We start from the raw sequence: 26,129 nt of genomic DNA, 5'->3' as shown, positions 1-26,129 counted from the left end.
AAAAAACGCATACATTCCCCTCCAAACTTATGAATACGGTTATTTTTTACCTATTTAAATCCTAGCATGTTGCCTCACTCACAAGAAAATCAGACATTTGTTATTTATATAATTATGTAAAGAAAAAGCCCGGACCCCTTTGATAAGAGAATGCGGGCTTTTTGGCAATTGATGATAACGTCTAGCTACTTGATGATTTTCTCAATTTCCGTCAATTCATCAGGAGTAAAGTCCAGGTGTGAACAAGATCTTAAGTTATCCACTAAGTGATCCGTACTGGTGGTTCCAGTGATCACGCTGGTGACGACCGGATCACGCAGCAGCCAGGCCAGCGCCATCTGGGCCAGTGTCTGGTCGCGGCCTTTTGCCAGCTCGTTGAGCGCATTGATCTTGGTGACGACAGCGGCCCGCCCATTGGCAAACGTGGCCTCGTTCGTCGGGTGGATCTTGAAGGTCTCCGGAATGCCGCCGAGGTAGCGGTCAGAGAGCAGCCCCTCCGAAAGCGGGCCGTACGCCACCAGACCGGCCCCGGCGTCGCGCAGCACATTAAGCAGCCCGCTGGTTTCGACGCTGCGGTTAAACATGTTGTAGCTCATCTGGTCGACCACAAACGGGGTGCCGAGGTCCTGGAAAAGAATGAACAATACAAAAAGGCCTGCATCCCTGATTTAACAGGAATACAGACCGATAGTTAACCTAGTGAATCTTATCTGTTAGCTAATGATCTTATCGATTGTCGCCAACTCATCCGCCGTAAAGTCCAGGTGTGAACAAGCTTTCAGGTTATCCTCGAGGTGCGCCACGCTAGTCGTGCCAATGATCACGCTCGTGACGACCGTATCCCGCAGCAGCCAGGCCAGCGCCATCTGTGCCAGCGTCTGGTCGCGTCCCGCGGCCAGGTCGTTCAAGGCATTAAGCTTGGTGACCACCGAAGCGCGGCCGGCGGCAAAGGTCGCCTCGTTGGTGGGGTGGATCTTGAACGTCTCCGGAATCCCCGTCAGGTACCGATCGGAAAGCAGGCCCTCAGACAGTGGCCCATAAGCAACCAGCCCTGCCCCGGCATCACGCAGCACGTCCAGCAGGCCGGTGGTTTCGACACTGCGGTTGAACATGTTGTAGCTCATCTGGTCGACCACAAACGGCGTGCCCAAGTCCTGGAACAAGCGGATTGCACGCTTAGCCTGCGGCGTGTCATAGTTCGAGACCCCGATGTACAGCGCCTTGCCCTGCCGCACGACGTCATCCAGCGCCCGCACGGTTTCGGCCACATCCACAGTGTCGTCGAAGCGGTGCGCGTAAAATAAATCGACGTAATCTAACTGCAGGCGCTGTAGCGAGTCGTCGATGCCTTGCAGCACCGCCTTGCGCGAGGTGCCCGTGCCGTAGGGGCCGGGATGGATCTCGTAGCCGACTTTGGTGGAAATCACCAACTCGTCGCGATACGGTTTCAGCTCATTGCCGAGGATCTGGCCCAGTAAGCTTTCGCTGGAGCCAAAGTCCCCGTCGCCGTAGTGGTTGGCCACATCAAAGTGGAACACCCCGCGGTCAAAAGCAGCCAGGATGACCTCCCGGCGCGCTGCGAGTGGGTCCGCTGAGCCGAAGTGCTGCCAGAGCCCCAGCGAGATCGCCGGCAGCATCAGGCCGCTTTTCCCGGCATGCCGCACTGGCACGTTCGCGTAACGATTTTCGTCTGCGTGATACATGTGATCACTCTCCTTTAGTTTGCCTTAACGGTACCACGAAGCCGGCCAAAAGCATAAGAAAAGCGCCGCTGGGTGCGGCACTCACAGCTTGAAGTAATCAGCCAAAAAGTTAGCCAGGCCGTCCTCGGTGTTGGGGCCGGTTTCGTACTTGGCGGCCGCCTTAACGGCTGGCACCGCGTTACCCATCGCGACCGAGATGCCGGCACTTTGCAGCATCCCGATGTCATTTTGCCCGTCGCCAAACGCAATGGTGTGATCTGCCGGAATGGCGAGCTTTTCCTGGAGTTCGGCGACCGCGTTGGCCTTGTCGACGTGCTTAGGAATCAGCTCGATGTTGTTGGTGAAACTGGCTGACAGGTGCAGCAGGTCTTGTTGGGCGAGTTCGGCTCGGACCGCGGCTAGCTCACCATGGTCGTGCAGTGAAAACACATTGCCGTTGATGATCTCACCGGCGTGCGCCACCAGGGCGGAAACGTCAGGCAGCTGTGTGACCGCCATGGCCAGATCTTTGGGCGCAAAAGAATACATGTACTGCTTCAGCACGGGATCAGGGTCACTGACGTAGTACACGGCATCGTCGGTGTAGTAGACACCGGTCAGTCCGTGCTTGGTCGTGGCGGCCTCAATAGCGGCCAAGGCTTTGGCTCCCAGCAGATGGTGAACCCGACCGCCTGGGGCGTCGTAGGAGGCACCGTTAGAGGCGATGATCTCGGCCCGCGGCCCGATTTGCTTGGCCATGTTTTCGGCCAGCGCGTGCATGCGCCCGGTGGCCAGGTAGAACTGGTGGCCGCGGTCCAGCAGCTGATTGATCACCGCGCTGGTGCGCGCGGTGATGGTGGTGTTGTCGATGGCCAGGGTACCGTCGACGTCTGAAACGATCAAATATGGGGTCATGCTCTCGCCTCCCAAAGAATATCAGGTTATTATACAGGAACCCCGCGCATCAAAAAAGCAGTGATCACTCACTGCTGCAATGGATTAACGACCTTGCGGGGCCTTTGCAATCGTCTTGTCGTACCATTCCGACCATGGCTGTGCGGGCTTCCCGTTGGCGTTAAACTTCGCCTTCACGGTCGTCAGCAAGGCGGCAAAGTTGTCGCTGCGGTCACGAACCAGGCCATCATGCAACTCGTCCGGCAGAAATGAGTCGTTGACCAGCAGCCACTGGTTAATATCGGCAATGTGTCCGGTCAAGTCGATCTGCGCCAAAGCGTCTAGCCCCTCGTGCTGGTACTGATCAATGTAAAACGTGGCAAAATCCGAGATCGCCGTGTGTTTTGCGGCATCGCTCAGATCCTTGAACAAAAGTGTGGTCTCAGCCAAAAATCGTCATCCCTTCTCGTTTTCTTTCCTCTATACGATAAGCCTTCTACAGGCTTTTTGGCAAATCATTCTGGTTCGAGAAAAGTTAAGCAATATCTATTGCTTTCACCCTAGTGATGCGTTAGTATCCTTCCTATCCGTTAAGGAATAGAGCGAAAGGAACTGAAAGTCATGAAGAGAGAAGAAATCCTGCTCGGCGATACCGTGAGAGCCAAAGTCAAGGAAGATATGGCGCACGTCTTCACTGGCACCGTGCAGAAAAAGTACGAAAACTCAGCACTGCTCAACATCACCGACTATGATCCCAGCGACAAGCAAAACGCCGCCGAACTCAACTTCAAAATTGTCATCAACTTCAAAGCCGTCACCAAAAACCTCGGCGGCGGCCATCCCGATCCCGAGCCAGAACCGGAAGACCAGCCGGCTCGCAACGCCAAAAAGTAAAAACCCTAGCGCCTGAAATCAGGCGCTTTTTTGATGCCGCAAGCCGCGCTCCAGCACGGTGCCGACCACCAGGCCCAGGACGGCCGGCACGACCCAGCCGAGGCCGTAAGCAAACCCCGGCAGAAAGTGACCGAGCCGCAGCAACTGGGCGATCCAGCCATGGTGCAGACCAGTGGGCAGCGCGTTGAGGCCATCGAGCAGCGCCGGCACCAGGGTGAATAACGTCACCGTGCCAAACAAGCCGCGCGCGTGGCCCAGCCACGGCGTCAGCAGGCTGAGCAAGATCAGCGTGATCGCCAGCGGGTACAGGAAGTACATCACCGGGGTGGCCACGCTGAGAATGGCATCGAGCCCAAAATTCGCAAACAGCAGCGCGGCCCCAGAGGCCAAACTGATCAGCGTGAAGTAGGAGATTTTCGGAAACAGCTCGTGCAGCGCATCGCCGAACGCGGAGATCAACCCGATCGCCGTTTTCAGGCAGGCCAAGATCACAATCGCCGCCAGCAGCATCGCCCCCACCGGCCCAAAGTAGGCCCGTGCGACGTTCGCCAGAATCGGTCCACCGTTGCTGGCCCGGGCAAAGACACCTAACGAATCGCGGCCTAGCAGTGCCAAGAGCGCGTATAAGATGCCCATCAACACGACGGCCAGCGCCCCGGCTTTAATTGTGTTACCGGCAATGGCCGTGGGCTTGGTGACGCCCAGGTCCTTGAGCGCATCGACGACGATGATGCCAAAAGCCAAGGCGGCCAGCGCGTCCATGGTCGAATACCCGGCGGTGAAGCCAGTGAGCAGCGGCTGGCTGCGGTAGACCCCAGCAGGAGCGCCGCCTTGGCCCAGCGGATGAACCACGACGGCGACCAGCAAAATGCCCAGCACGATCAGAAATGCCGGCGTCAAGATTTTCCCGACATAATCCATGATCTTGCTCGGCCGGCGGGCAAACCACCACGCCAACCCGAAGAACAGCACCGAGTAAACCAACATTCCCAGCGTCTGATGGCCGCGGCCAACCACATCGGCCAATCCAATCTCGTAGGAAATCGGCGCCAGGCGCGGCAGTGCGAACGCCGGTCCAATGCAGAGATACAGCACCAGCGTGAACCAAAAGGCGTAATGTCGGTTCACCTGCTTGGCCAGCTCGTAGACGCCGTCGGTTTTGGTGATGCCGATTGCCGCCACTCCGAGCAGCGGCAGCCCGACGCCGGACAGCAAGAAGCCCAGCAGTGCTGGTCCCAGGTGGCTGCCGGCCTGCTGACCCACAAACACCGGAAAAATCAGATTGCCGGCGCCAAAAAAGAGCCCAAACAGCATCGAGCCGATGACAAGTTGTTCCCGTTTCGTCAGTTGATGTGAGGCCATGGCTCCTCCTTAGGCGGCAAGGTGAAGGTACGACTGCAAAAAGCGGGCGACCCCGTCATGCGCATTGTCAGCCGGGGTAACCGCATTGGCCGCGGCCAGAACCTCCTGGCGGGCATTTTGCATGGCCACGCCGACTCCGGCGTATTCGATCATATCCAGGTCGTTGAGGTCATCCCCGAACGCAAGAATATCCGGTTGCGCGATGCCGTAAGCGCCGGCGACGTAAGCCACAGCGCGCGACTTGGAGGCGTGCGCCGTTGTGATCTCAAGTGCCGTGTGCTCACCGCTCCACGCGCCCCAGGTCTTGGCGACCAGCTGCGGGAAGCGCTGGTGGACGGCGGTAGTCAGCGGCGCCAGCAGGTCGCCGTCGACAAACAGGGTCACCGAAATTGGGGCCTGGGTCAAGCCGACCTGATCAAACAGGTGGGCCGGATGTGGCAGGTCGGGCAGGAAGGGAATGTTGGTGTACGGGTGGTCGGCGCGCAGCAGCTGCTTGCCTTCCGCCACCATCACGCGAATGTCAAAATCCTGGCGCAGGTCCAGCAGCTGCAACGCCGTGGCGATTGGAATGGTCGCCTGCAGCTCGCGGTCCCACTGCTGGTGCGGCTTTTGAATCAAGCCGCCGTTAAAATTGATCATGGGCCCGGTCAGGCCGATTTGATCGTAAAAATTTTCGGTGATCGAATCCGGCCGGCCGGTGGTGATGACCACCAGGTGGCCGGCAGCGATGGCCGCCCGCAGCGTCTTAATGGTTTCAGCACTCAGCTGGCTGTCCTGGTTCAGGGTCGTGCCATCCAGGTCTAAGGCAATCAATTTTTGGTTCATAAGCGTTCCTCCTACTCTTGGTTCGGATCAGTACACGGCGCCGGGATAGAAATTGGCGGTCAGGCTGGAGAAGTCGTAAGTGGCCATCTCGGACAGCCGCATCACAATATCGGCGGCACCCCAGGCCATCAGATTGATGGGCTCGCCAAACTGCGCGTCGGGAACGATGAGCACCACCGGCTTGCCAAGCGCGTGCGCGTACCCGATCTCCACGCCGCAGCCGACGTCTTCCGCCTTGGGCAGATAAACGGCCGCCACGAGGTCGGTTTGCTTGATGCCCAGCAGGTCGCCCTTATAGGTGGCCGTGGCCCATTCCGGGTCCTTCAGGTACTCAGGGTGCTGGCCCACGTCCAAGTTTTTGTACGGGTGGGCCAGCGGGATGTATGACTGATCAGCCGCCAGGGTCGGGTTTTGGGTCATGGCGGCTAAGGCCTGGTCGTAGGCTTGTTTTTGCGCCGGCGTGAACCAGCCGGCGGCAAAGTAGATGCTTTTGGGATTGGTCAATGGGTTCTCCTTCTTGCTTGAAGCCCACCAGCACGTATAATGATTGCTGGAGGTGGCAGACATCAACATTCAACTGTACACAGACGGCGGCAACCGCAACACAGGCAACGTCAAGGGCGGCTCCGTGCGGCCGACGGACAAAAGCGCGTGGGCCGCGCTGCTGATTTACGGGGCGCATAAGAAAATGCTTTCCGGCGCGGATTACGGTCGCACCAACAACTACATGGAGATCACCGCGGTCATCGAAGGCCTCAAGGCGATCACCAAGCCGAACTACCAGGTCGATGTCTATTCCGACTCCGCCTATGTCATCAACACGATGAACGAGCGCTGGTGGGTCAAGTGGCAGCAAAACGGCTGGCAGAAAAAAGGCAAGCCGGTCATCAACAAAGAATTGTGGCAGGCGCTGTTGGCGCAAGTCGACCGCTTCGCCGAACCGCCGGTGTTTCACAAGGTCAAGGGCCACGCGACCAACCAGCACAACAACGAGGTCGACGCGGCGCTCAATGCCGCCATGGACAAGCTACCGGCCCGCGGGCATTAAGTTATCCGGATACGTCTTTTGAACGAACTGCGCGATCACCGTCAGCATGTGCTCCACTGACGGTGATTTTTGCGTGGTCGGATTCGTGACGAGACACAAAGTCCGGGCGAAGGGCTCGGAAAACGGCCAAACGTTGACATCACCGGTCAGCTTCTGCAAGGCCAGCTCAGGCAGCACGCCAAAGCCCAGTCCCGCCTCGACCATCGACAGAATCGACTGGTCATCGATCGAGTAATTCAGCGAGTTAGTCGACACCTGATAGCGGTCCAGGGCCGCCTTGGTGTCGCGGTCGTAGTCGCCTTGCTGCAGGATGAAGGTCTGCTTATTCATGTCGGCATCGGTCATCGTCTTGCCGTTTTTCGGCGTAAAGTCGCGCGGCGTGATGCAGTAAATCGGGTCCTTGAGCAGCGGCACGACCACCAGCGACGACTCCACCGGCAGCAGTGAAAAACCGATGTCGAGCGTGCCGGTGCGCACCTGCTCGCCGATTTCGTTGAAGCCGCCTTGCATCACCGACACGTCAACCTTCGGCGTTTCGGCCTTGAATTGGCGAATCACCGGCGGCAGCCAGTTGGTCGACACTGAGGAAAAAGCCCCCAGCCGAACGCGGCCGGTGTTTTGGCCGTTGATGTTGTCTGCAATCTGGGTGAGCTGATCCTCAAGGTTCAAGATGGCCTGCACCGTCGGCAGCACCTGCCGGCCGTCCGGGGTCAGCTCAACGCCAGTGCGATTACGAATGAACAGTGGAAAGCCAAGGGCGGTTTCCAGCTGCGAGACGCTGTGGCTGATCGCGCTGGGCGTGACATTGAGCGCCGCGGCGGCGCGGATAAAGGTTTTCTCCGTGACCACGGCGCGAAAAACTTGGTAACTGAAGTTGGACATGGCGGCTCCTCACGTGATGAATTTTCACAGTAAATCATGTTATGTGAATAATCATACGCCTGTCCGGGCGGCGGTCAAGCCCTCGTGTCATGCAAAAACGCCTCGCTTGCCAGCGAGGCGTTACCAGTTAGCCCAAGTACCCAATGACCATTGCACCGATCAGGATGACCAGCACCACCGTGGTGATCCAGGTGTACAGGCGGTCTTTTTCCTTGATGAAGGCGTAAATGGAGACGACGACCCGCAGGACCGGGGTCAGGATCAACAGAAACAACCCCAGCATCAGCACCGCGTATGGTTTCAGCGCGATCACTCCTTGCAGGATGGCCGCTGGGCGGCTTGGGTGCGCGCCGGCTGGATAACCGCCGGTGCCTTCAATCAGGAACATCAGAAGGCCAATCCCGATCACGGTCGCGGCGACGATCACGCCGATGCGCAGGATCTTGCCGATGATCAGCTCAATGTCTTTGGTTTCGGTTTCGATTTTCTGGTTCATCCGATGTTCACCCCGAATCCTTTAAGCAGCATCTGCAGGCCCATGTAGCCAATCGCCGGAATGAAGATCCAGCGCAGCACCTTGGTCGGCATGATCTGCATCAGCCGGGTGCCGAGCGTGGCGCCAATCAGGATACCGATCGCCAGCGGCGCGGCAATTTGCGGCTGCAGCGAGCCGTTGAAAAAGTACACGGTCGCACTGGCGGCAGCGGTGACCCCCATCATCAGGTTTGACGTGGCAGTCGACGGCTTCAGCGGCATTTTCATGATGGTGTCCATTGCCAGGACCTTGAAGGCCCCAGACCCGATGCCCAGCAAACCAGATGCCAGCCCGGCACCGAACATCATGGCAAACCCGCCTGGGACATTCGTGACCTGGTACTCAACGCGTTGACCGGTGCTTTTGTCGAAGTACTCGCCGTTCAGATTCAATTTTTCGGCCGCCTTGTCCGGCACCGGCGCCTTGATGTTTTCCGGCTTCATCAGCATCTTGCGGATCATGTTGTAAACCGAAAACAGCAGCAGCGCCCCGAACAGGAAGTACAGGATGTTGGCGTTGAACAACCCGGTTAAAATCGCGCCGAGCACCGCGCCAACCGTGGTCGCAATTTCCAAAAACATCGCGACGCGCAGGTTGAGCATGTCGTCCTTGAGGTACGCGATGGTGGCGCCGCTGGAGGTGGCGATGACCGCGACAATGCTGGCGGCGATCGCGTACTGGATCGGCAGACCCATCATCAACGTCAACACCGGCGTGATGATGATGCCGCCGCCCAGCCCCAGCAAGGCGCCCAGGATGCCAGCCATCAGGCCAACGCCGGCGAGCAAAAGTGCTTGACCCACCATCGGCTAGTCCTCCTTTTTGCGGCTAGTCGTGCTGCGCTTTTTGGCCGCGGGCTTGCGCGTCGTGCGCTTGCGGGTCGCCGGCTTCTTGGCCGCCGTGCGCCGCGTGGTGGTTTTGCGGGTGGTCTTGGCGCGGCTCGCCGGGACTTCCTTGACGATTGGCTTTGGCGCCTCACGGGTCGTCTTGATGACGGCCAGCTTTTCGTGGACCTCGGCCGCAACCGCCGCCATGTTGGCCCGCTTATCGGCGAGGTAGGCGTCCGCCGTCGCGATCTCATCGATGCGGAGACCAGACGCGTTGACGTATGGCGACACCACGATCAGGTTGAGGTCGATTGGCGTTTCTTTGTCCGCATCGAGGAAGTTGGTGACCTTCTTGCTGTCCTCAAACGGCAGGTTGATGATGCCGGTTTCGATCCGAACATAGGTGGGCTCATCCCCTGCAATCGTCAGCTGCGCCGAAATGAGCTTGCCGGTTGAAAGCGCCTGGTCCACGTCGTTAAACACCGGCGCCAGGGCCTTTTCGATATCGGACGTCGCCGCTGCCTCGGTGATTGGATAATTGGTCTGCTCGAAGTTTTCCGCTTCAATGGCTTCCTGAAAAGCCTTCACGTTGATTTCCATGTTTATCCCTCTTTACTTATTCTTTGGCCATCATATCCTATGTAAGCGGCTCGGTTCAAGCCGGCTTCCCTTTTCAAGCCCGAACATCCGTTTTATACTGGAAGGAAAAGCCGGCGCGACGAGTTTCACTGCGCCGGTTAAAATTGCTTAAGAAAGGAGCGTTCTCATGGCAGACAACCGCATTGGCGTGCGCGAGCTCGTCGAACTCACCGTCCGCACCGGTGACCTGGACCCGGTCACCACCAATTCCAATAACACCGCCATGCTGGGCGCTTCGATCCACCGCCGCCTGCAGGCCGCCCATGACGGCAACTATGAAAAGGAAGTCTACCTGGCCCAGACGGTCACGGTCAACGGTGTGGCCTACACCATCGACGGACGCGCAGACGGCGTGGACACCAGCAAGAAGCGTACCGTGGTCGAGGAGATCAAAACCTCAGCGCGCGACTGGGCCGACGTCACCCAAAACACCAAGGACCGCTACTGGGCGCAGGCCCGGGTCTACGGCCATTTTCTGTGCGACGAGCGGGACTTGGCCGAAGTCGAGCTGGATCTGATCTACTACCAAACCACCACCGACCAAATCACGCGCTTCACCGAGGTCAAAACCGCGGCTGAGCTCGCCGATGATTTTCAGGACCTGCTGAACGATTTTGGTGACTGGCTGAAAATGCGCAGCGACATTGTCGTCCGCCGCGACGCCAGCATTGAGCCGCTGCCGTTTCCCTTCCCGGTGTACCGCAAAGGGCAGCGCGAACTGGCCGCGGCGGTGTATCGCACCGTCGCCAATTCGACGCGGCTGTTTGTCGAGGCCCCGACCGGCACCGGCAAAACCATTTCGACGCTGTTTCCGGTGATCAAGGCGATGGGCGCCGGGCTCATCCAGCGCACCTTCTACCTGACCGCCAAGCAAAGCACTAGGCACGTGGCCGAAGAGGCGATGGCGCTGATGACCAAACACGGCCTGCACGCCAAAAGCATCACGCTGACGGCCAAGGACACCATCACCTTTGCCGACGAGCCCGACGACCCCAGCATCAACCCCTACATGCTCGGCTACTACGACCGCCTCAAGCCGGCGCTGAAAGATCTGTTGGGCCACGAGGACGCCATCACGCGGCCGGTGATCGAGCAGTACGCCAAGAAGCACACGCTGGACCCCTTCGAGTTTTCGCTGGACGTCAGCCTGTTTTGCGATGTCATCATCTGCGACTACAACTACCTGTTCGACCCGGCGGTGTTCCTGCAGCGCTTCTTTGCCGAGCCGGACACCGGCAACTTCTTCCTGATCGACGAGGCGCACAACCTGGTGGCAAGGGCGCGGGAAATGTACAGCGCCGAGCTGCTCGACACCGATTTTGCCACGTTACGGTCTGCAATCGATAAGCAAAAGGGCAAGGGTCTGCCGCCAGTCAAAGGCGCCTTGTCCAAGGTCCTGACCGCCTTTGACGCCGTGCGCCTGACAGTCAATGACCAGCCGCTGACGTTTCAAAAACCACAGCTCGACGACTTCATCGCGCAGCTGACCGGCTTCACCAGCGCCGTGCACGACTGGCTGGGCCAGGACCCCGACACGCGTGACCAGGCCGTCGTCGATCAGGTGCTGCCAGTGTTCTTCAGCGCCACCAGCTACCTGCGCATCGCTGATTACTACAACGACGCCTACGAAACGGAAATTGAAAACGCGGCCGGGGCCATCCACCTCAAGGAGCTGTGCCTGGATCCCAGCCAGTTCATCTCGGACTGTCTGGACAAAGGCCGCGGCGCCGTGCTATTTTCAGCGACCCTGTCGCCTTTGCCCTACTATCAGGACATTCTCGGCGGCCGCGACCAGTCGCTGGCCTACCGCCTACCGTCGCCGTTTCCCCAGGAAAACCTCAAGGTGTTGGTCACCAATTTTATCACCCCGACTTATCGCAATCGCGAGTCCAGCCTGCCGGCGCTGATCGCCAGCCTCACTATGATGGTCAGCACCAAAGCTGGGCACTACCTGATCTTCCTACCGTCGCACAGCTACCTGACCACCGTCGCCGACGCCTTCAAGGCTGCCAACCCGGACTTGGCCACCGTCGTGCAAGGCGGCAGCATGACCAGCGACGAACGCACCACGTTTCTGGCCCGGTTTCGCGATGACCCCAGTCCCGTGGTCGGTTTTGCCGTGCTCGGCGGGATTTTCAGCGAAGGCATCGACCTGGGCGGCGACCAGTTGATCGGCGTCGCCATTGTCACCGTCGGCCTGCCCGGCCTGAACGCAGAAACCGACCGCCTGCGTGCGTATTTTGACGCGCAGGGCCAGGACGGGTTTGCCTACGCCTACCAGCTGCCCGGCTTCAACAATGTCCTGCAGGCCGGCGGGCGGGTCATCCGCGGGGCCAAGGACGTCGGCGTCGTGCTGCTGGCCGACAGCCGCTTCGCCGGGCCGCGATACGCGCCGCTGTTTCCGCCGCACTGGACCCATGCCACCGTCGCCACTGACCTTGACGACATGGCCGCGCAACTGACCGACTTTTGGGAGGCTCATCGTGAAAACACCCCTAACGCTTGATTTGGAAAAAACGCTGTACGCCTACTGGGAAGACCTGGGGGCGGTGGCGGTCGAAGAGGTCACCATGCCAGCCGACCGCGGGATCGTCGACACACTGGTCATGCAGCCCGGTGACCCGCTGACCTGGCGGTGCTTCGAGCTGAAGGTGACCAAAAGCGACTTCCACAGCAGCGCCAAACTCAGCTTCATCGGCGACTACAACTATTTTGTGCTGCCGTTAACCCTTTACCAGCAGGTGGCCGATGAGATTCCCGCCGGTATCGGGGTCATGACATACCAAGCCTTTGACCCGGCGGCCATCAAAGCGGCCACGGTGCCGATCACGGTGCCCAGCCAGCTGACCATCAGCCGCCCGCCGCGCCGGCAGGCCCTGCAGGTGCCGCAAACGGCACTCCTCGAGCGCTTCATCGCCAGCCTTAACCGCGAGGTGCAAAAAGCCAAGCAGGTGGACAAAGGCCTTTCGCACTTTTCCGACGAGCAGCTGCTGGCCGAAATCAAGCGGCGCTCGGATCAGTACCGCGTGTACGACCCCGAATCGAACCTTTACGATCGCGTCATGGGCGGGGTCGAAGGCACCGCTGTCAGCACGCTGCAGGCCGAAGTAGACGCACTCGCTGAGGAATTGGCCTTGCTGAGGCAGCCATCATGAACTACTACCCGCTGATTCGTGGACGCCAGTACGATCTGCTGGCCCTGAAAGAGGCCGTCGAAAAAGACGCCCTTTCGCCGCACGTGCTGCCGGTGATTGAACCGGTCAAAGACCTGCCGGCCCTGACTGCCGTGGCCAAGGCCTTCACCGCCCGAAAACATCTCCTGTTTGTCGTGCAAAACCCGCAGGTCGGCCGCTACGGCCTCCTAGCCAGCCCGGTCCACCGCGCTGGGCTATCGCCTTGGGTTCGGTCCGCGCGGTATTTTGACGGCCAGGCAGGCGCCTTGATCATCGCCGAGACCCTGGCGCAGGTGGTGGCCCTGCCAAAAGGCCAAGCCAGCCTGATTCCTGCAGGCGCCCGGTTTCGCCGCCTGCACCTGAAACATGCGGCGTACTTGGAAGACCACACCCCCACGCGCGAGCGCACCGAAAACTACCGCCTGGTCCAGCGTGAATTTTATCAGTACCCTCAACAGACTTTGCCTGGCAGCGGCTTTGCCGATTACCCGCTCGCGACGCGGCACTACGACGAACGCGGGTACCCGCAGCGGGCGCTGTCCCTGCACCTACTATTTGAGCAGCACGAGCAGCTGTGGGTGCAGCATTTCACCTCAGTGAACAATGAGGACTTTAGCCGCCCCCAGGACAAATTTTTCGAGGCGGCCGCCCCACTGCCGGCGTGGCTGGCCGCACACCCCAAAGCGGCCACGCCAGCCCTGCGTGAGCTGATCGAGCTGGCCGCGGCCCGTCATTTTCCCGGTGCCGGAGTGTTGCGCAAGTTGCAGCTGCGGCATTTTCTCAGTGTGATGGGCCACTACCTCGACACCTCATTCTAACCACCAAAAAAGCGTCCATCTCTTTGATTAGATGGACGCTTATTGATTGTCGAAATTGGTTTTAGAACGCCACGCGAACCGCGAAGCTTGGGTTGAAGTACTGGGAAATCGTCCCAATTTGGACCGGGACGCCTGGCTTGACTGCATTGATGTACTGGTTGTTACCAATGGCCAGTGCGACGTGGTAAGGAGTCCCATTAGTGGCCCAGAAAATCAAATCGCCAGCCTGGACCTGACTCATGGAGATCCGTGTCCCATTGTTTTGCTGGGTCCCGGTGTAACCGCCAAGCGTAATGCCCAGCGCATTCTTGAATGTGTAGTACATGAGGCCAGAGCAATCGAAGCTATTCGGCCCTTTGGAGCCCCATAAGTAAGGTTTGCCAATCTCCGCACGCGCAGTGGAAATCAGACGCTGAACCTTGGCTGCCCGGCTAAGGGTCGCCGTGGCTGCTGGCGCTGGCGTCGCGGTGGCCGGCTTGCTTGCCGTGGCCGTCGCGGTCGCAGGCTTAGCTACTGGTGCAGGGGTGGCCGCAGGAGCAGCTGGTGCTGCAGGTGTGGCAGTTGCCGCAGGAGCGGCTGTTGCTGCAGGAGCAGCAACCGTGCCAGTGGTAACCGTGTTAGCTGGCACATAACCGCCAGAAGTCAGCTGGTACCATGTGGCACCGCCGGCAGTAACTTTGCCGTTGGCCGTGACCTTTTGGCCATTGCTCAGGTACTTGCCAGAAGCGGTCGTGAAGCTAGGGGCATTCCATACCGTCACCGCACCAGCGTAGTTGACCGTCAGGTTGAAGCTGCCAGCAGTGACTGCTGGGGTGACGGCCTGGGGAGCACTGGTTGCAACCGTCGTCCCAGTGCTTGCAGCAGGCGCAGCACTAGAGGCTGCAGGTGCTGCAGAAGAAGCAGCCGGTGCGGCGCTTGAAGCGGCTGGTGCAGCGGCACTAGCGACTGGCGCAGCAGAAGCAGCGGGTGCTGGCGTTGCCGCCGGCGCCGCCACTGTCCCATTTTCAGAGGTAAAGCGTGCCGGAACGTAACCGCCAGAACTCAGGCGGTACCATGTTTCACCATTGCTGGTGGTCTTGGCAACCGCTGTGACCTGTTGGCCAGCAGTCAAATAACGGCCAGTCGCCGTCTGGTAGTGAGTCGAAGCCCAAACCGTCGTCGCACCGCCTTCGTAAGTCACTGTCAGCGTGTACGACCCCACCTCGGTGTCGCTGGCGGAATTTGAACTGGTTGCCTGATCGGCTGCTGCGTTGGCGTTGGCAGTCTGGCCATCATCGGCCTGCAGATAAATAGCCGGGATCCATTCGTTAGCGCCAATCTGATACCAGATTGCCCCGTTAACGACCTTGGAGCCCTGAATTGCAATGCGCTGGTTGAACAGGACGTAGCGCTTGACCTGGTTAAAGGCCGGCGTCTGCCAAACAGTTGTTGCACCCTGTTGGTAAGTCACTGTACCGGTAGTTGCCGCGCTGACCTGATTCGGTGCAGACACCAGCGCTGCTAGTCCCGCAACCCCCGCGAGACCAGCGGTCAGTGCAATTGCCTTAGTCGATTTTCCCATACGTAAGTGCCTCCAATTTCAACATCACATTTACTGATTAAAAAAGCTGTTTTAAGATTTCTTAACGATTAGTTTCAGCTTAGCACCATGCCTCGGTGTTTTCACCGAATGGGCGTTCGTTTTTGTCCAAATTGACGTGGCCAAAGGCGATAAGGCCCGTGAGCAAGCGGCCTCAGCTGTCCAAGCACGTTATTTTTCATTTATGTTACAAACTGCACACAGTCTGCAACGCCAGACGGATCATATCGTCGAAGCTGGTTTGACGCTCTTGGGCAGTCGTTTCCTCACCGGTCACCAGGTGGTTGGACACCGTAAGAATAGCCAGCGCCCGCCGATGGTACTTGGCTGCCAGCAGATACAGCGCCGGCGTCTCCATTTCCGTGGCGAGGACCCCGTAGTCAATCAGCTTCTGCCGGTCCATCTCATCGTTGTAGAAGCGGTCCTCACCCAGCACGTTGCCGACGTGGCAGCGCAGGTTTGTCTCACGCGCCAACTTGGCCGCCGTTTCCAGCAGACCGAAGTCAGCGAGCGGCGCAAAGTAGAGCCCGGCCCCGAACGTGTTCAAAATAATCGACGAATCAGTGGTTGCGCCTTGTGCCAGCACCAGGTCGCGGACCTTGACCTGCGGGGCAAGGCCCCCGGTGGTGCCGACGCGGATCAGCGTTTTGACGCCGTAATCCTTCATTAACTCGGTCGCGTAGATCGAGATCGATGGGATCCCCATGCCGGTCGCCTGAACGGACACCCGCCGGCCCTGGTACGTGCCGGTGTAACCGAACGCGTTGCGCACGGTGTTGTACAGCACCGGGTCGTCCAGGTAGGTTTCGGCAATGTACTTGGCGCGCAGCGGATCCCCTGGCAGCAAAACCACGTCGGCAATCGCGTCTTTTGGCGCATCAATGTGTGTGCTCATGATTGTCCTCCATTCGAGCTATTTCAGTTCAGCCAAAAATGAGTGCCCAACGCCGGTGCCTTGAACGCCAAAGTTGTCCAGAATCGTCGCGCCCATGTCGGCAAACGGTGAGCGAATCCCGAGGCTGCCACCGCCTGGCAGGGACTTGCTGTATACGACCAGCGGCACATACTCGCGGGTGTGGTCGGTGCCGCGGAACGTGGGGTCATTGCCGTGGTCCGAGGTGATCATCAGAAGGTCGCTGTCTTGCATCGCCGCCATCAGCTCCCCGAGTTGCTTATCGAAGGCCATCAGCGCCTCGCCATCGCCTTGCGCGTTGCGCCGGTGCCCGTACATGGCGTCAAAGTCGACCAGGTTGGTGAAAATGAAGCCTTCCCGAGCCGATTTGACCTGCTTAATGGTCTGGTTCATACCGTCCTCGTTTGAGACCGTGTGAATGCCATCGTCCAGGCCCTGGCCGGAGAAAATGTCGTTGATCTTACCGACGCCGTACGTCGGGATCCCGGCGGCCTGCAGGCGGTCGAGGTCCGTTGGCGCGTTTGGCATCAGCGCGTAATCGTGGCGGTCCGAAGTGCGCGTGAAATTGTCCGCCTTGTCGCCCACATACGGCCTTGCGATGACCCGGCCGATTTTGTAAGGCTGGTCGGTGGTGATGCTCCGGGCGTACTCGCAGATCTTGTAGAGCTCCTTGAGCGGAATGACCGCGGTGTTAGCGGCAATCTGAAGCACGGAGTCGCCTGACGTGTAAACAATCAGGTCGCCCGTTTTCAGCTGCTCTTCGCCGTACTTTTTGATGACCTCAGTGCCTGAGTATGGCAGGTTGACGATCACCTTGCGGCCGGAAAAGTCCTCGATCTGCTTAATTAGCTTTGCAGGAAACCCTTGCGGGAAAAAGCCGAGCGGCTCGGTGACCGGCAGGCCCATCATTTCCCAGTGGCCATCCATGCTGTCCTTGCCGGCAGAAATCTCGTACATTTTGCCAAAGTAGCCAATGGGCCGCGCGATCGGTTCGACGCCCTTGATCGGCGCGTCTTCGCGAATGTTGCCCAGGCCGAGTTTCTGCCAGTTTGGCAGCGCCCAGTCGCCGTGAAAGAACTCACCGATGTGACCCAGGGTGTCCGACCCCTCATCGTTGAACTTGCCGGCATCCGGCGCGGCGCCGATCCCGATGGAATCCGTGACGATACTGATGACGCGTTTAAATTTTGCCATCAGTCGATCACCCCGGCTTCCTGGAGAATGGTGACCCCGGCGCTGGCGCCGAGGCGGTCCGCCCCGGCCTCGATCAACGCCTTGGCTTCTGCATAGGAGTGAATGCCGCCGGCCGCCTTGACGCCCAGCCGTGTGCCGACCGTTTCGCGCATCAGCGTCACGTCGTGCACGGTGGCGCCGCCGCTGGCAAAACCAGTCGAGGTTTTCACAAAATCGGCCCCGGCCGCTTCGGCCGCCTGGCAGGCCCGAACCTTTTCGTCATCGGAGAGCAGCACGGCCTCAATGATCACCTTAAGCACCGCCGCCTTGGCATGCGCGGCATCAGCCACGGCCTGAATGTCCGCCTTGACCTGATCGTCATGGCCGCCCTTCAATTCGCCAATGTTTAACACCATGTCGACTTCCTTAGCGCCATCGTCAATGGCGTGGTTGGCCTCGTCGACCTTGATGAACGTGGTGTTTGCGCCCAGCGGAAAGCCGATGACCGTGCAGACATTCACGTCGGTGCCGCGCAAGGCGGCCGCCGCCCGCGGGACCCAGTATGGGTTGATGCAGACGCTGGCAAAATGGTACTGCTTGGCCTGCGCGAGAACCGTGTCGATTTGATCCTGCGTGGCGTCCGGCTTGAGCAATGTGTGATCAATGTATTTCGCTAATGGCTTTTCCATGTTTTGCTCCCTCTTTTTAAATGTTCCAAACTAGTTAAATAGTACCATAGAACCGCTTTCTAAAATTGCCAAGAAACGATTCGGCTCGCATAATGTAGGCGACCAAATAGGGGGAAAACGCCATGAGTTGGGCAACGAAACTAGAATCCACGCGCGTGCTGCGCAGCTTGCGTGAGGCCTTAAAGACACTACGGCCGGTGCTGGTCATTGCAGCAGTGACACAGGCATTCAACTTGAGCGTTGTGGTGAAGGACGGCTTTTTTGCCCAGATCTACCATCTGCGCTGGCCGCGCTTTTTGCCGGTGCTGCTCAGTAACTTGACCACCGTGCTGTGGGGCAGTCTGGCCTTGATGGTGGCGGGCCTCATGGTGGCCGAGCTGGGCCACCGGTACCTGGCCTTGGCCGTGATCGGGGTGCTCAGTTTCATGGCACTGGCGACCGCGGATCCGACCCGGACGCTGAGTTGGCCGCACCTGGGTCCCAGCGCGCTGCTGCTGGCGGTAGTGGTCGCACCGCCTGTGGCCTGGCTGTTTGACCACGCTAAAAATGACCACTGGGCCGCGACCTGGCTGATCGGGGTCGTACTGCTGGGCCTGGCCATCGGCGCCGGCGCCAGAGTGCTCGCCAACCACCTGTCCTGGTCGTGGCTGACGCTGCCGGATTTCCTGGTGCTGCCCGCCAATCTTGCGCTGACGTGGCTGGGACTGCCACCACTGCTGGCGCCGCTGACGAACTTTGCAATGAGCCCAGAAGCCGCTGCCAACTTGAACGCTGCGCTGGCCCACCCTAGTTTAAGCACCATCCCGTACCGCTTCACGACCGGCACCATCTTTGCGCCGTTTGCCAACATGGGCGGCACCGGGTCAATGCTGGCGCTCGTGCTCGCGCTTGCGCTAGTCAATCGGCGCGTCGCGGTCCCAGAGCTGGTGACGGCCACCGTCAACCTGCCATTGTTGACGCTGCTTTCAACGCCGGTCATATTAGATCTGCGCATGCTCATCCCCTTTTTTCTGGCGCCGCTTGCCAGCAGTGGCATCGCCGCGCTGGCGCTCTGGCTGCACCTAATGCCGCCAGTGGTTTACCCGGTGCCGCCGAGCACACCAGGGCCGCTTTTCGCTTTTTTGGGCACTAACGGCAACTGGTCTGCCCTGGTTGTCAGTCTGCTGTGCCTGGCCGCGAGTGTCGCGATTTACTACCCGTTTGTCCAGGGCTTAACTCAGGAGGCGAAGGCCGATGCGAAAATGGTTCGTTAAACTGTTGGTGTTCTGCGTCCTCCTGGTGGGCATCGGTTTTCCAGCCTACCGGTGGATGCACACCAGCGTCGAAAACGCCCGCGTCGTCCACCGCTCCCGCATGCGGCCGATTTTTCTGGTGCCAGGCAGCTCGGCTAGCCAGAACCGGTTCAATGCCTTGGTCTCCGCCCTCAACCGCCAAACCACCGGCCACAGCTACGTTAAAATCACCGTGACCGAGTCAGGGCAGCTGAAACAGTCCGGCCGCATCGCCCCCCGCGACCGCCAGCCCTATATCGTGGTCGCGTTTGCCAATAACAAGGACGGCTACCCGAACATTCAGCGCCAGGCGCGCTGGTTCAACATTGCCTTCACCGCCATGGCCAAGAAATACCACTTCGACCGGTTTTCCGCGATCGGCCACAGCAACGGCGGCCTGGTCCTGACCCTGTTTTTGGAGCGGTACATGGACCAGTCTAAGTACACCATGCAGCGCATGATCACCCTGGGCTCGCCGTATAATCTGGAAGAAAGCAAGCCCGCCAACCGCACGCAGATGCTGACGGACATGATTCGGCAGAAAAAGCGCCTGCCGGCTGGTCTGACCGTGTACTCGGTGGCCGGGTCTGAGAACTACACGTCCGACGGCATCGTGCCGCTGGCCTCGGTAGACGCCGGCAAGTACATTTTTCAAAACCAGGTCAAGCATTACACCATGATCACCCTGTCCGGCAGCAACGCTGAGCACAGCGATTTACCCCAAAACCAGGAAACCATTGACCTGATCAAGCAGGACCTGCTGATCAAGAATCAGCGGCCTCAGCTGCGGCCATAACCTTCAATCGCCTCACGCCGGTTTGCAATGAACCGGCGTGAGGCGTTTTTTCGTCCAGCCAGAAAAAAAGTCTGTCCCCATCAGGGAACAGACCTTAATCGAACCTCAATGACACCCTCAGCCGCCCAAGTATGCCGCGCGCACATCATCGTTTGCGAGCAGGGCCTTGCCGGTGCCGGTCATTTTGACCTGGCCGCTGGCCAGCACGTAGCCGCGGTCGGCGACCTGCAGCGCCTGGGCCGCGTTTTGCTCAATCAAAAGCACCGTCACCCCTTGGGCGTGAATGTTTTTGATGATGTCGAAGATCTTGTTGATGTAAATTGGCGCCAGCCCCATCGACGGCTCGTCCAAAAGCAGCAGCTTGGGCTTAGCCATCATGGCGCGACCCATTGCCAGCATCTGCTGCTCGCCACCGGACAGCGTCGCGGCATCCTGGCTGCGCCGCTCCTTCAGCACCGGAAACTGGTCGTAGACGGCAGTCAGCTGCTCATCGCGCGTCTTGGGTGAGAGGTACGCGCCCATCCGCAGGTTCTCGGTGACCGTCAGGCCTTCGAACACGTGCCGCCCTTCCGGCACCTGCGCAATGCCGGCCGCAACGATTTTAGAGGGCGACAGCTTGGCCAGGTTCTGATCTTTGTAGGTTATCGTGCCGGCGCTGGGCCGCAGCAAACCGCTGATGGTTTTCAGGATGGTGCTTTTGCCGGCCCCGTTGGCCCCGATCAGCGTGACGATCTCGCCGTCATTAACGGTGAAGTCGACGCCTTGCACGGCCTGAATAGCGCCGTAGTTGACCTTCAGGCCTGCCACGTTAAGCATGAACGCCACCTCCTAAATACGAATCGACCACGGCCTGGTTCTTTTGAATCTCGGCGGGCGTGCCCTCGGCAATCAGCTTACCCTGATTCAGCACGTAAATGCGCTCAGCAATGTTCATGACCAAGCTCATGTCGTGCTCGATCAGGACCACCGTCAGCTGAAAATCAGTGCGCAGCTTGCCGATCAGCTTCATCAGCGCCGCGGTTTCCTCTGGGTTCATCCCCGCCGCCGGCTCATCGAGGAAAATGATTCGCGGCGACGTGGCCGTGGCGCGGGCGATCTCCACCCGCCGCTGAGTCCCGTATGGCAGGTTACCGGCGTCGTAGTCGGCCACGTCTGTCAGGTCAAACTCGCGCAGCAGCGCATCGGTCCACGCCCCCACCTTGGCCTCTTTTTTGTAATAGGCGGGCAGGCGGAAAATCTCGGCAAAGAAGTTTTCCGTGTACCGGTGCGTCATCGCCGCAAGCAGGTTGTCGCGAACGGACAGGTTAGCAAACAGCCGGATGTTTTGAAAGGTGCGCGCCAGGCCAAGCTTGGCCACCTGGTATGGCTTGTGGCCGAGCAGGGAAATCGTGCCAGTCGCCGTGGTCAGCGTGATCTTGCCAGAAGTGGGCGGGATCACCCCGGTCAGCATGTTGAACAGCGTGGTTTTGCCCGCGCCGTTCGGGCCGATCAGGGCCACCAGCTCACCGTCGTCCACGTGCATGTCGACGTTTGACACGGCGTCCAGGCCGCCAAACTTTTTACTCAGATTCGTGACTGTCAGCAGTGCCATGGCGGACTCCTTTCTTTTCAAACAGTTTGCGAATGGACACCTCGTAGCGGCCGAGTAGCCCGCTTGGCTTGAAGACCATGATCAAGATCAACGCCAGCGCGTAAATCACCATCCGCAGCGTACCAAAGCTTTGCAGGACGGTGTCGAGCACACCCAGCACGGTCGCGGCCACAAAGGTGCCGGTGATCGAGCCCACGCCGCCCAGCACCACGATGATCAGGATCGAGATCGAGTTCATGATGCCAAAATCACTCGGCGCAATGGTCTGAATGTACACGGCGTGCAGCGAGCCGGCAACGGCGGCGGTCGCGGCCCCCATCACGAAGGCGGCCAGCTTCCACTTGGTCGGGTTGATGCCCACCGCCTCGGCGGCGATGTCGTCTTCGCGAATCGCCTGAATCGCGCGCCCAGCGCGGCTGCGGGCGAAGTTGACGATCATCAGGGTCGTCAGACACACCAGCACATAGACGGTCGGCCAGTTGGCCAGCGCCGGAATGTTGTACATCCCCGCCGCGCCGTTAGTGATTTTCAGGTTGTTCAGAACCACGCGGATGATTTCAGACGCGCCCATGGTGGCAATCGCGAGGTAGTCCCCGCGCAGCCGCAGCGTCGGAATGCCGATGATCACCGCGACGATCATGGCGATCACGACCCCGACAGCCATCGACAGGTAAAAACCGAGCGCATTGCCCAAGTACTGGGTAATGATGGCCGTGGCATAGGCGCCAAGCGCCATAAAGCCGGCGTGGCCCAGCGAGAACTGGCCGGAAAACCCGATAATCAGGTTCAAGCCGGTGGCCAAGATGATGTTGATGCCAATGGTGACCAGCATGTTTTCGATGAAACTATTGATCACACCGACCACGATCAGTTCATTGATCAGGTAGAAGCCGGCAACGGCGATCGCCAGCCAGACCAGCGCTGCTTTCCATCTTGCTGCCATGCTCACACCTTCTCCTTCACGTTTTTGCCAAAGATCCCGGCCGGCAAGACCACGAGGATCACGATGAGGACCACGTAAACCGCCGCGTCCTTATACGCCGACAGGCCGATCGCCTGCACGAAGGTTTCCAAAATGCCGATGAGAAATCCGCCGAGCGCGGCGCCTGGAATCGACCCGATGCCGCCGACAACCGCCGCCACGAAGGCTTTGATGCCGGGCACCATGCCCATCAGGGGGTCGATCGAGTTGTAATACAGTCCGATCAGGACGCCGGCCGCCCCGGCCAAGGCGGAGCCCAGGCCGAAGGTGAAGGAAATGACGTGGTTGGGATTGATGCCGACCAGCTCGGCGGCCTCTTGGTCGACCGCCACGGCACGCATCGCCGTCCCCATTCGGGTGTGCTGCACAATAAGCTGCAGCGCAACCATCAGGACCAACGACACCGTCACGATCAGCAGCTGAATGTTGGTCACCGCCACGCCGAACACGGTGAAGCGGTGCGAGGCCACCACCTGCGGGAAGTTGCGGGTGTTGGCACCGAACAGGAAGGACATGCCGTTTTCAAGGAAGTACGAGACGCCGATCGCGGTGATCAGCGCGGTAATCCGCGGCGAGTTGCGCAGCGGCTTGTATGCGAGATATTCGATCAGCATCCCCAGGGCGGCGCAAATGACCATTGAAGACACCAAAGCCACGCCGAAATCGACGTGGTATTGGTTGATCACATAGTAGCCCCAAAAGGCCCCAATCATATAAATGTCCCCATGCGCAAAGTTGATCAGCTTAATGATCCCGTAGACCATGGTGTAGCCGAGGGCCAGCAGCGCGTAAATGCTGCCGAGACTCAAGCCGTTGATCAATTGCTGGAAAAAGGTTTGCACGAGAGCGCCTCCTAATCTGGGTGGCATCAGGCGTAAGCCCGGTGCTTCAAGCAATCATTACTTCTGTTCGACAGCGGATACGACCTTGCCGTTGGTCAGCTTTTCGATCATGATCGGCTTTTCCGGATCATGCGTCTTGTTGACGGTCATGGCACCGGTCACAGCTGGCATGTCTTTGATCTTGGCCAGGGCCTGCGCGATCTTGACGGAATCGGTGGATTTGGCATCCTCAATCGCCTGCTTAACCATCAGGACCGAATCGTAAGCCAGCGCGGAGAACGTCGGCGCGTCGGTGTGATACTGCTTCTTGAAGTCACCCATGAAGGTCTGGGCCATTTTGTTCGTGGAACCAGACTTGGTGGAAAATGGCGTGGTGTAGTAAATGTCAGACGCGTTCTCGCTGCCAGCGATTTCAGCCAGCTTCGGGTCTGCCATGCCGTCGGAGCCGATGATCGGCACGGTGATGCCCATCGAGCGGGCCTGCTTGATGATCAGGCCGGCCTCAGAGTAGTAACCCGGAACGTAAATGGCATCGATATTCTTATTCTTGATCCCGGTCAGCAGGGCGTTGAAGTCCTTGTCGCCTTCGGAGAAGGACTGCGTCGAGACAACGCTGCCCTTGAAGGCGGACTTGAAGGCCTTGGCGAGCCCGGTACCATAATCGCTTGAGTTGTCTTCAAGAATCGCGACGTTCTTGGCCTTCAGGGTGTTGTTGGCAAAGTGCGCTGCGGTTTCGCCCTGGAAGTTATTTTCAAAGCAGGCGCGGAACACGTACGGCTGAACCTTGCCGTTTTTTTGCAGGGTGTAATCCGGGTCGGTGGCACTTGGGGAAACGGATGGCACCTTGGCCTTGGTGATGTTCGGAATCGCCGCGGTCCCGTCGTTGGTGGTGGCAGGGCCGACAATCGCGGAGACGCCATCGGAGCCGGCGAGCTGGGCGGCAACGGAGCTGGAACCGGAAGTCGTGGACTTGTTGTCGCGGATCACAGTCTTGATCTTCAATTTCTTACCGTTGACCTTGATCCCGCCGTCTGCGTTGATCTGCTTAACCGCCAAGTCAAAGCCCTGCTTCATCTGGTTCCCATAGCCGGCAGCGGCGCCGGACAGCTCCATGTTCATGCCGATTTTCACGGTGTTACCTGTACTAGAATTGCCTTTATCGCCGGCGGAAGTCGTCGCACACCCAGCCAGGGCAATCGCACTCACGGCCGTGATCGCGCCCAGCATCACTTTTCTCATCGAAATCTTCATAACTGATCTCCCTTTTCCCTTAAGTGTCAGATGCTTTTCAAAAAAAGTGGCCTCATCAATGATGAGGCCGCATCTGGCAGGCCCCATCATCACGCGAATGAGGGCCTGTTCACATCAGCTTGCGCTAACGGACCGGGTCCTACTCGAGCAACAACAAGGCCAAACTGCGGAAAGAGCGAGCTGCACAGAACTGATCGATTGATTGTTTCATGAAAGCTCACCCTTCCTTAAATTAGTTAATGATTAGAATTTACACCAACTACTCATTATCGTCAACCGCTATTTTAAAATTTGCCAAAAAAACCCGTAACGGCCACTGCCGCTACGGATCAACTAATTAATCACGCGTGCTGCCACGTGTCACTAATTCTGGCGTCACCAGGACCTCGCCCTGTTGCGCGCCGCTTTGCGCCAATTTCTGCAGCAGCATGCGAGCCAGCAGCTCACCCAGCTGCTGAACCGGCTGCTTCACCGTGGTCAGTTGCGGGTTCGCGACCTGATCGAGAAAGACCCCGTCGAAGCCGATAATGCCAAAATCGCGGGGCACGTTGCCGCCGTTTTCGAGAATGCCGCGCTCCACGCCCACCGCAATGCGATCAGACGCGCAAATAAAGCAGGTGTCCGGCGCAAACTTGTGCCAGTTATCGGTGATAAAGGCCTGAGACACGTGCGAGTGATTCGCCAGCCGGTAAATCTGCGGGATCTTTTGGTGTTGCTGGAGGGTGTTGATGTACCCCGCCTCTCTTGAGTACTCAAAGGACTCTTTCACGTCCAGCCCGATGAAGACGATCGATTGATAATTCTTGGCCAAGGCGTAATTCGTTGCCAAGGCCGTGCCAGCCTTATTGTCGCTGTCGATGTAATCAAAACCGTAGCGATTCTCACCAAAAATGACGAACGGCTGGGTCAGCTGTTCGATCAGCGGAATATCCTTGGCCCGCTCACCAGTCACGATGAACCCATCGGCCCGGTTTCCCCCAGTGAGGTGCGCTCGGTCAGTGACCAGCTGAAGCGCATAGCCTTGTTTATCCAGCCCCTTGGCAATGCCAAAAATCAGGCTCATGTAATACGGCTCCGTTGTATCAATGTCTTCCAGGATCACCACTTTGATGACGTTCGTGCGATTGTTGGCCAGGGCCTTGGCTGCTGAGTTGGGATGATAATTTAACGCCGTCATCGCCTCTTCGACCAGGCACCGCAATTCCGGCGTCACCTGTTCTGGATGATTGATCACTCGCGAAACAGTCATTTTAGACACGTTAGCCTGTTTTGCGACATCTGACAAAGTAACCATGAGGACCCTCCTGAAGATTCACCACTGATTTGTACCACTCATTTTACACCAACTCAGACAGCGCCTCACGCGGCGGCCGGACAACTAAAGGGACCTGACCGTTACCAGTCAGATCCCTTCCGGTTGGAGGCCGAAGCCGAGTTCAGACACTCACCAGCGCTTGAACGAC

Annotated in this window: 27 protein-coding genes and 1 pseudogene; 7 read left to right on the top strand and 21 right to left on the bottom strand. The window is 58.8% G+C overall.

All coding sequences use genetic code 11. The features are described from left to right. Nucleotides 1-185 precede the first annotated feature (185 nt). The 4 genes and pseudogenes from JUF21_RS04875 to JUF21_RS04860 form a co-directional block, all read right to left on the bottom strand. A pseudogene (locus JUF21_RS04875) lies at nt 186-635 on the bottom strand (aldo/keto reductase); the annotation flags it as partial. Between the two features lie 78 nt (nt 636-713). Continuing rightward, nucleotides 714-1,703 (bottom strand): aldo/keto reductase, encoded by a 990-nt coding sequence (locus JUF21_RS04870; RefSeq protein WP_203623921.1) that lies wholly within the window; start codon nt 1,701-1,703, stop codon nt 714-716. Between the two features lie 81 nt (nt 1,704-1,784). Continuing rightward, nucleotides 1,785-2,597, bottom strand: a complete 813-nt coding sequence (locus tag JUF21_RS04865; protein ID WP_203623922.1) for an HAD family hydrolase — start codon at nt 2,595-2,597, stop codon at nt 1,785-1,787. An 84-nt stretch (nt 2,598-2,681) separates the two neighbouring features. After that, nucleotides 2,682-3,026, bottom strand: coding sequence for a hypothetical protein (locus JUF21_RS04860; RefSeq protein ID WP_203623923.1), 345 nt, complete (start codon nt 3,024-3,026; stop codon nt 2,682-2,684). 171 nt (nt 3,027-3,197) lie between these two features. On the opposite strand from JUF21_RS04860, the gene JUF21_RS04855 reads away from it, so the two are divergent. After that, a complete protein-coding gene (locus JUF21_RS04855) occupies nt 3,198-3,470 on the top strand; it encodes a DUF2187 domain-containing protein (RefSeq protein ID WP_125757498.1) in 273 nt (90 codons plus the stop codon). Nucleotides 3,471-3,488: 18 nt separating this feature from the next. Here the strand turns inward: JUF21_RS04855 and brnQ are convergent, their stop codons facing one another. Genes brnQ through JUF21_RS04840 form a run of 3 tightly spaced genes read right to left on the bottom strand, consistent with a single transcriptional unit; the run spans nt 3,489 to nt 6,161 of the window. Next, nucleotides 3,489-4,832: a branched-chain amino acid transport system II carrier protein gene (brnQ, locus tag JUF21_RS04850; RefSeq protein ID WP_203623924.1), complete on the bottom strand. Its 1,344-nt coding sequence runs from the start codon at nt 4,830-4,832 to the stop codon at nt 3,489-3,491. A 9-nt stretch (nt 4,833-4,841) separates the two neighbouring features. Then, nucleotides 4,842-5,657, bottom strand: a complete 816-nt coding sequence (locus JUF21_RS04845; protein ID WP_203623925.1) for a Cof-type HAD-IIB family hydrolase — start codon at nt 5,655-5,657, stop codon at nt 4,842-4,844. A gap of 27 nt (nt 5,658-5,684) precedes the next feature. After that, nucleotides 5,685-6,161 (bottom strand): nucleoside 2-deoxyribosyltransferase, encoded by a 477-nt coding sequence (locus JUF21_RS04840; protein WP_203623926.1) that lies wholly within the window; start codon nt 6,159-6,161, stop codon nt 5,685-5,687. A 61-nt stretch (nt 6,162-6,222) separates the two neighbouring features. Between JUF21_RS04840 and JUF21_RS04835 the strand changes: the two genes are divergently transcribed. Then, a complete protein-coding gene (locus JUF21_RS04835) occupies nt 6,223-6,705 on the top strand; it encodes a ribonuclease H (RefSeq protein ID WP_374706435.1) in 483 nt (160 codons plus the stop codon). On the opposite strand, the gene JUF21_RS04830 is transcribed toward JUF21_RS04835, so the two are convergent. The 4 genes from JUF21_RS04830 to JUF21_RS04815 form a co-directional block, all read right to left on the bottom strand. Next, nucleotides 6,685-7,587, bottom strand: coding sequence for a LysR family transcriptional regulator (locus tag JUF21_RS04830; RefSeq protein ID WP_203623928.1), 903 nt, complete (start codon nt 7,585-7,587; stop codon nt 6,685-6,687). The two genes, JUF21_RS04835 and JUF21_RS04830, sit on opposite strands and share 21 nt — an antisense overlap. 127 nt (nt 7,588-7,714) lie before the next feature. Beyond that, a complete protein-coding gene (locus JUF21_RS04825; protein ID WP_125757510.1) occupies nt 7,715-8,083 on the bottom strand; it encodes a DUF1634 domain-containing protein in 369 nt (122 codons plus the stop codon). Beyond that, nucleotides 8,080-8,925, bottom strand: a complete 846-nt coding sequence (locus tag JUF21_RS04820; RefSeq protein WP_203623950.1) for a sulfite exporter TauE/SafE family protein — start codon at nt 8,923-8,925, stop codon at nt 8,080-8,082. Before JUF21_RS04820 ends, JUF21_RS04825 begins: the two co-directional genes overlap by 4 nt. Nucleotides 8,926-8,931: 6 nt before the next feature. Next, the gene (locus JUF21_RS04815; RefSeq protein ID WP_203623929.1) at nt 8,932-9,549 is read right to left on the bottom strand and encodes a hypothetical protein; all 618 of its coding nucleotides are present in this window, start codon (nt 9,547-9,549) and stop codon (nt 8,932-8,934) included. Nucleotides 9,550-9,715: 166 nt separating this feature from the next. On the opposite strand from JUF21_RS04815, the gene JUF21_RS04810 reads away from it, so the two are divergent. From JUF21_RS04810 to JUF21_RS04800, 3 genes are read left to right on the top strand one after another with little or no spacing between them, the layout of a single operon-like run. Next, entirely contained in the window at nt 9,716-12,094 is a 2,379-nt protein-coding gene (locus JUF21_RS04810) for an ATP-dependent DNA helicase (RefSeq protein WP_203663260.1), read from the top strand. Then, a complete protein-coding gene (locus JUF21_RS04805) occupies nt 12,072-12,743 on the top strand; it encodes a hypothetical protein (protein ID WP_203663258.1) in 672 nt (223 codons plus the stop codon). The genes JUF21_RS04810 and JUF21_RS04805 overlap by 23 nt, the downstream gene beginning before the upstream one ends. Next, entirely contained in the window at nt 12,740-13,579 is an 840-nt protein-coding gene (locus JUF21_RS04800) for a sce7725 family protein (protein WP_203623932.1), read from the top strand. The genes JUF21_RS04805 and JUF21_RS04800 overlap by 4 nt, the downstream gene beginning before the upstream one ends. A gap of 61 nt (nt 13,580-13,640) precedes the next feature. Here the strand turns inward: JUF21_RS04800 and JUF21_RS04795 are convergent, their stop codons facing one another. From JUF21_RS04795 to deoC, 4 genes are all read right to left on the bottom strand, one after another. Then, nucleotides 13,641-15,140: a C40 family peptidase gene (locus JUF21_RS04795; protein ID WP_203663257.1), complete on the bottom strand. Its 1,500-nt coding sequence runs from the start codon at nt 15,138-15,140 to the stop codon at nt 13,641-13,643. Nucleotides 15,141-15,345: 205 nt separating this feature from the next. Further along, nucleotides 15,346-16,053: a purine-nucleoside phosphorylase gene (gene deoD, locus JUF21_RS04790; protein WP_203623934.1), complete on the bottom strand. Its 708-nt coding sequence runs from the start codon at nt 16,051-16,053 to the stop codon at nt 15,346-15,348. 18 nt (nt 16,054-16,071) lie between these two features. Continuing rightward, nucleotides 16,072-17,265 (bottom strand): phosphopentomutase, encoded by a 1,194-nt coding sequence (locus tag JUF21_RS04785; protein WP_203623935.1) that lies wholly within the window; start codon nt 17,263-17,265, stop codon nt 16,072-16,074. Beyond that, complete coding sequence (gene deoC / locus JUF21_RS04780; RefSeq protein WP_203623936.1) at nt 17,265-17,933, bottom strand: deoxyribose-phosphate aldolase; 669 nt, start codon at nt 17,931-17,933, stop codon at nt 17,265-17,267. Before deoC ends, JUF21_RS04785 begins: the two co-directional genes overlap by 1 nt. Before the next feature lie 122 nt (nt 17,934-18,055). Here deoC and JUF21_RS04775 point away from each other — a divergent pair, with 122 nt between their 5' ends. Then, nucleotides 18,056-19,186 (top strand): hypothetical protein, encoded by a 1,131-nt coding sequence (locus tag JUF21_RS04775; RefSeq protein ID WP_203623937.1) that lies wholly within the window; start codon nt 18,056-18,058, stop codon nt 19,184-19,186. Then, entirely contained in the window at nt 19,167-20,000 is an 834-nt protein-coding gene (locus JUF21_RS04770; RefSeq protein ID WP_203663249.1) for an alpha/beta hydrolase, read from the top strand. The genes JUF21_RS04775 and JUF21_RS04770 overlap by 20 nt, the downstream gene beginning before the upstream one ends. Nucleotides 20,001-20,117: 117 nt before the next feature. Here the strand turns inward: JUF21_RS04770 and JUF21_RS04765 are convergent, their stop codons facing one another. The 6 genes from JUF21_RS04765 to JUF21_RS04740 form a co-directional block, all read right to left on the bottom strand. Next, nucleotides 20,118-20,816 carry an ABC transporter ATP-binding protein gene (locus JUF21_RS04765; RefSeq protein ID WP_203623939.1) on the bottom strand — a complete coding sequence of 233 codons (699 nt, stop codon included), beginning with the start codon at nt 20,814-20,816 and terminating at the stop codon, nt 20,118-20,120. Further along, nucleotides 20,809-21,591: an ABC transporter ATP-binding protein gene (locus tag JUF21_RS04760; protein ID WP_203663247.1), complete on the bottom strand. Its 783-nt coding sequence runs from the start codon at nt 21,589-21,591 to the stop codon at nt 20,809-20,811. Before JUF21_RS04760 ends, JUF21_RS04765 begins: the two co-directional genes overlap by 8 nt. Further along, the gene (locus JUF21_RS04755) at nt 21,560-22,534 is read right to left on the bottom strand and encodes a branched-chain amino acid ABC transporter permease (protein WP_203623941.1); all 975 of its coding nucleotides are present in this window, start codon (nt 22,532-22,534) and stop codon (nt 21,560-21,562) included. The genes JUF21_RS04760 and JUF21_RS04755 overlap by 32 nt, the downstream gene beginning before the upstream one ends. Nucleotides 22,535-22,536: 2 nt before the next feature. Next, nucleotides 22,537-23,415 (bottom strand): branched-chain amino acid ABC transporter permease, encoded by an 879-nt coding sequence (locus JUF21_RS04750; protein WP_203623942.1) that lies wholly within the window; start codon nt 23,413-23,415, stop codon nt 22,537-22,539. Between the two features lie 57 nt (nt 23,416-23,472). Next, nucleotides 23,473-24,666 carry an ABC transporter substrate-binding protein gene (locus JUF21_RS04745; RefSeq protein WP_203663245.1) on the bottom strand — a complete coding sequence of 398 codons (1,194 nt, stop codon included), beginning with the start codon at nt 24,664-24,666 and terminating at the stop codon, nt 23,473-23,475. A 337-nt stretch (nt 24,667-25,003) separates the two neighbouring features. Further along, nucleotides 25,004-25,960 (bottom strand): LacI family DNA-binding transcriptional regulator, encoded by a 957-nt coding sequence (locus JUF21_RS04740; RefSeq protein ID WP_125758232.1) that lies wholly within the window; start codon nt 25,958-25,960, stop codon nt 25,004-25,006. Nucleotides 25,961-26,129 lie beyond the last annotated feature (169 nt).

Origin of the sequence: Lacticaseibacillus sp. 53-4, assembly GCF_016861805.1 — a bacterium.
GTDB lineage: Bacteria > Bacillota > Bacilli > Lactobacillales > Lactobacillaceae > Lacticaseibacillus.
This window is presented reverse-complemented; position numbering and strand designations above follow the sequence as displayed.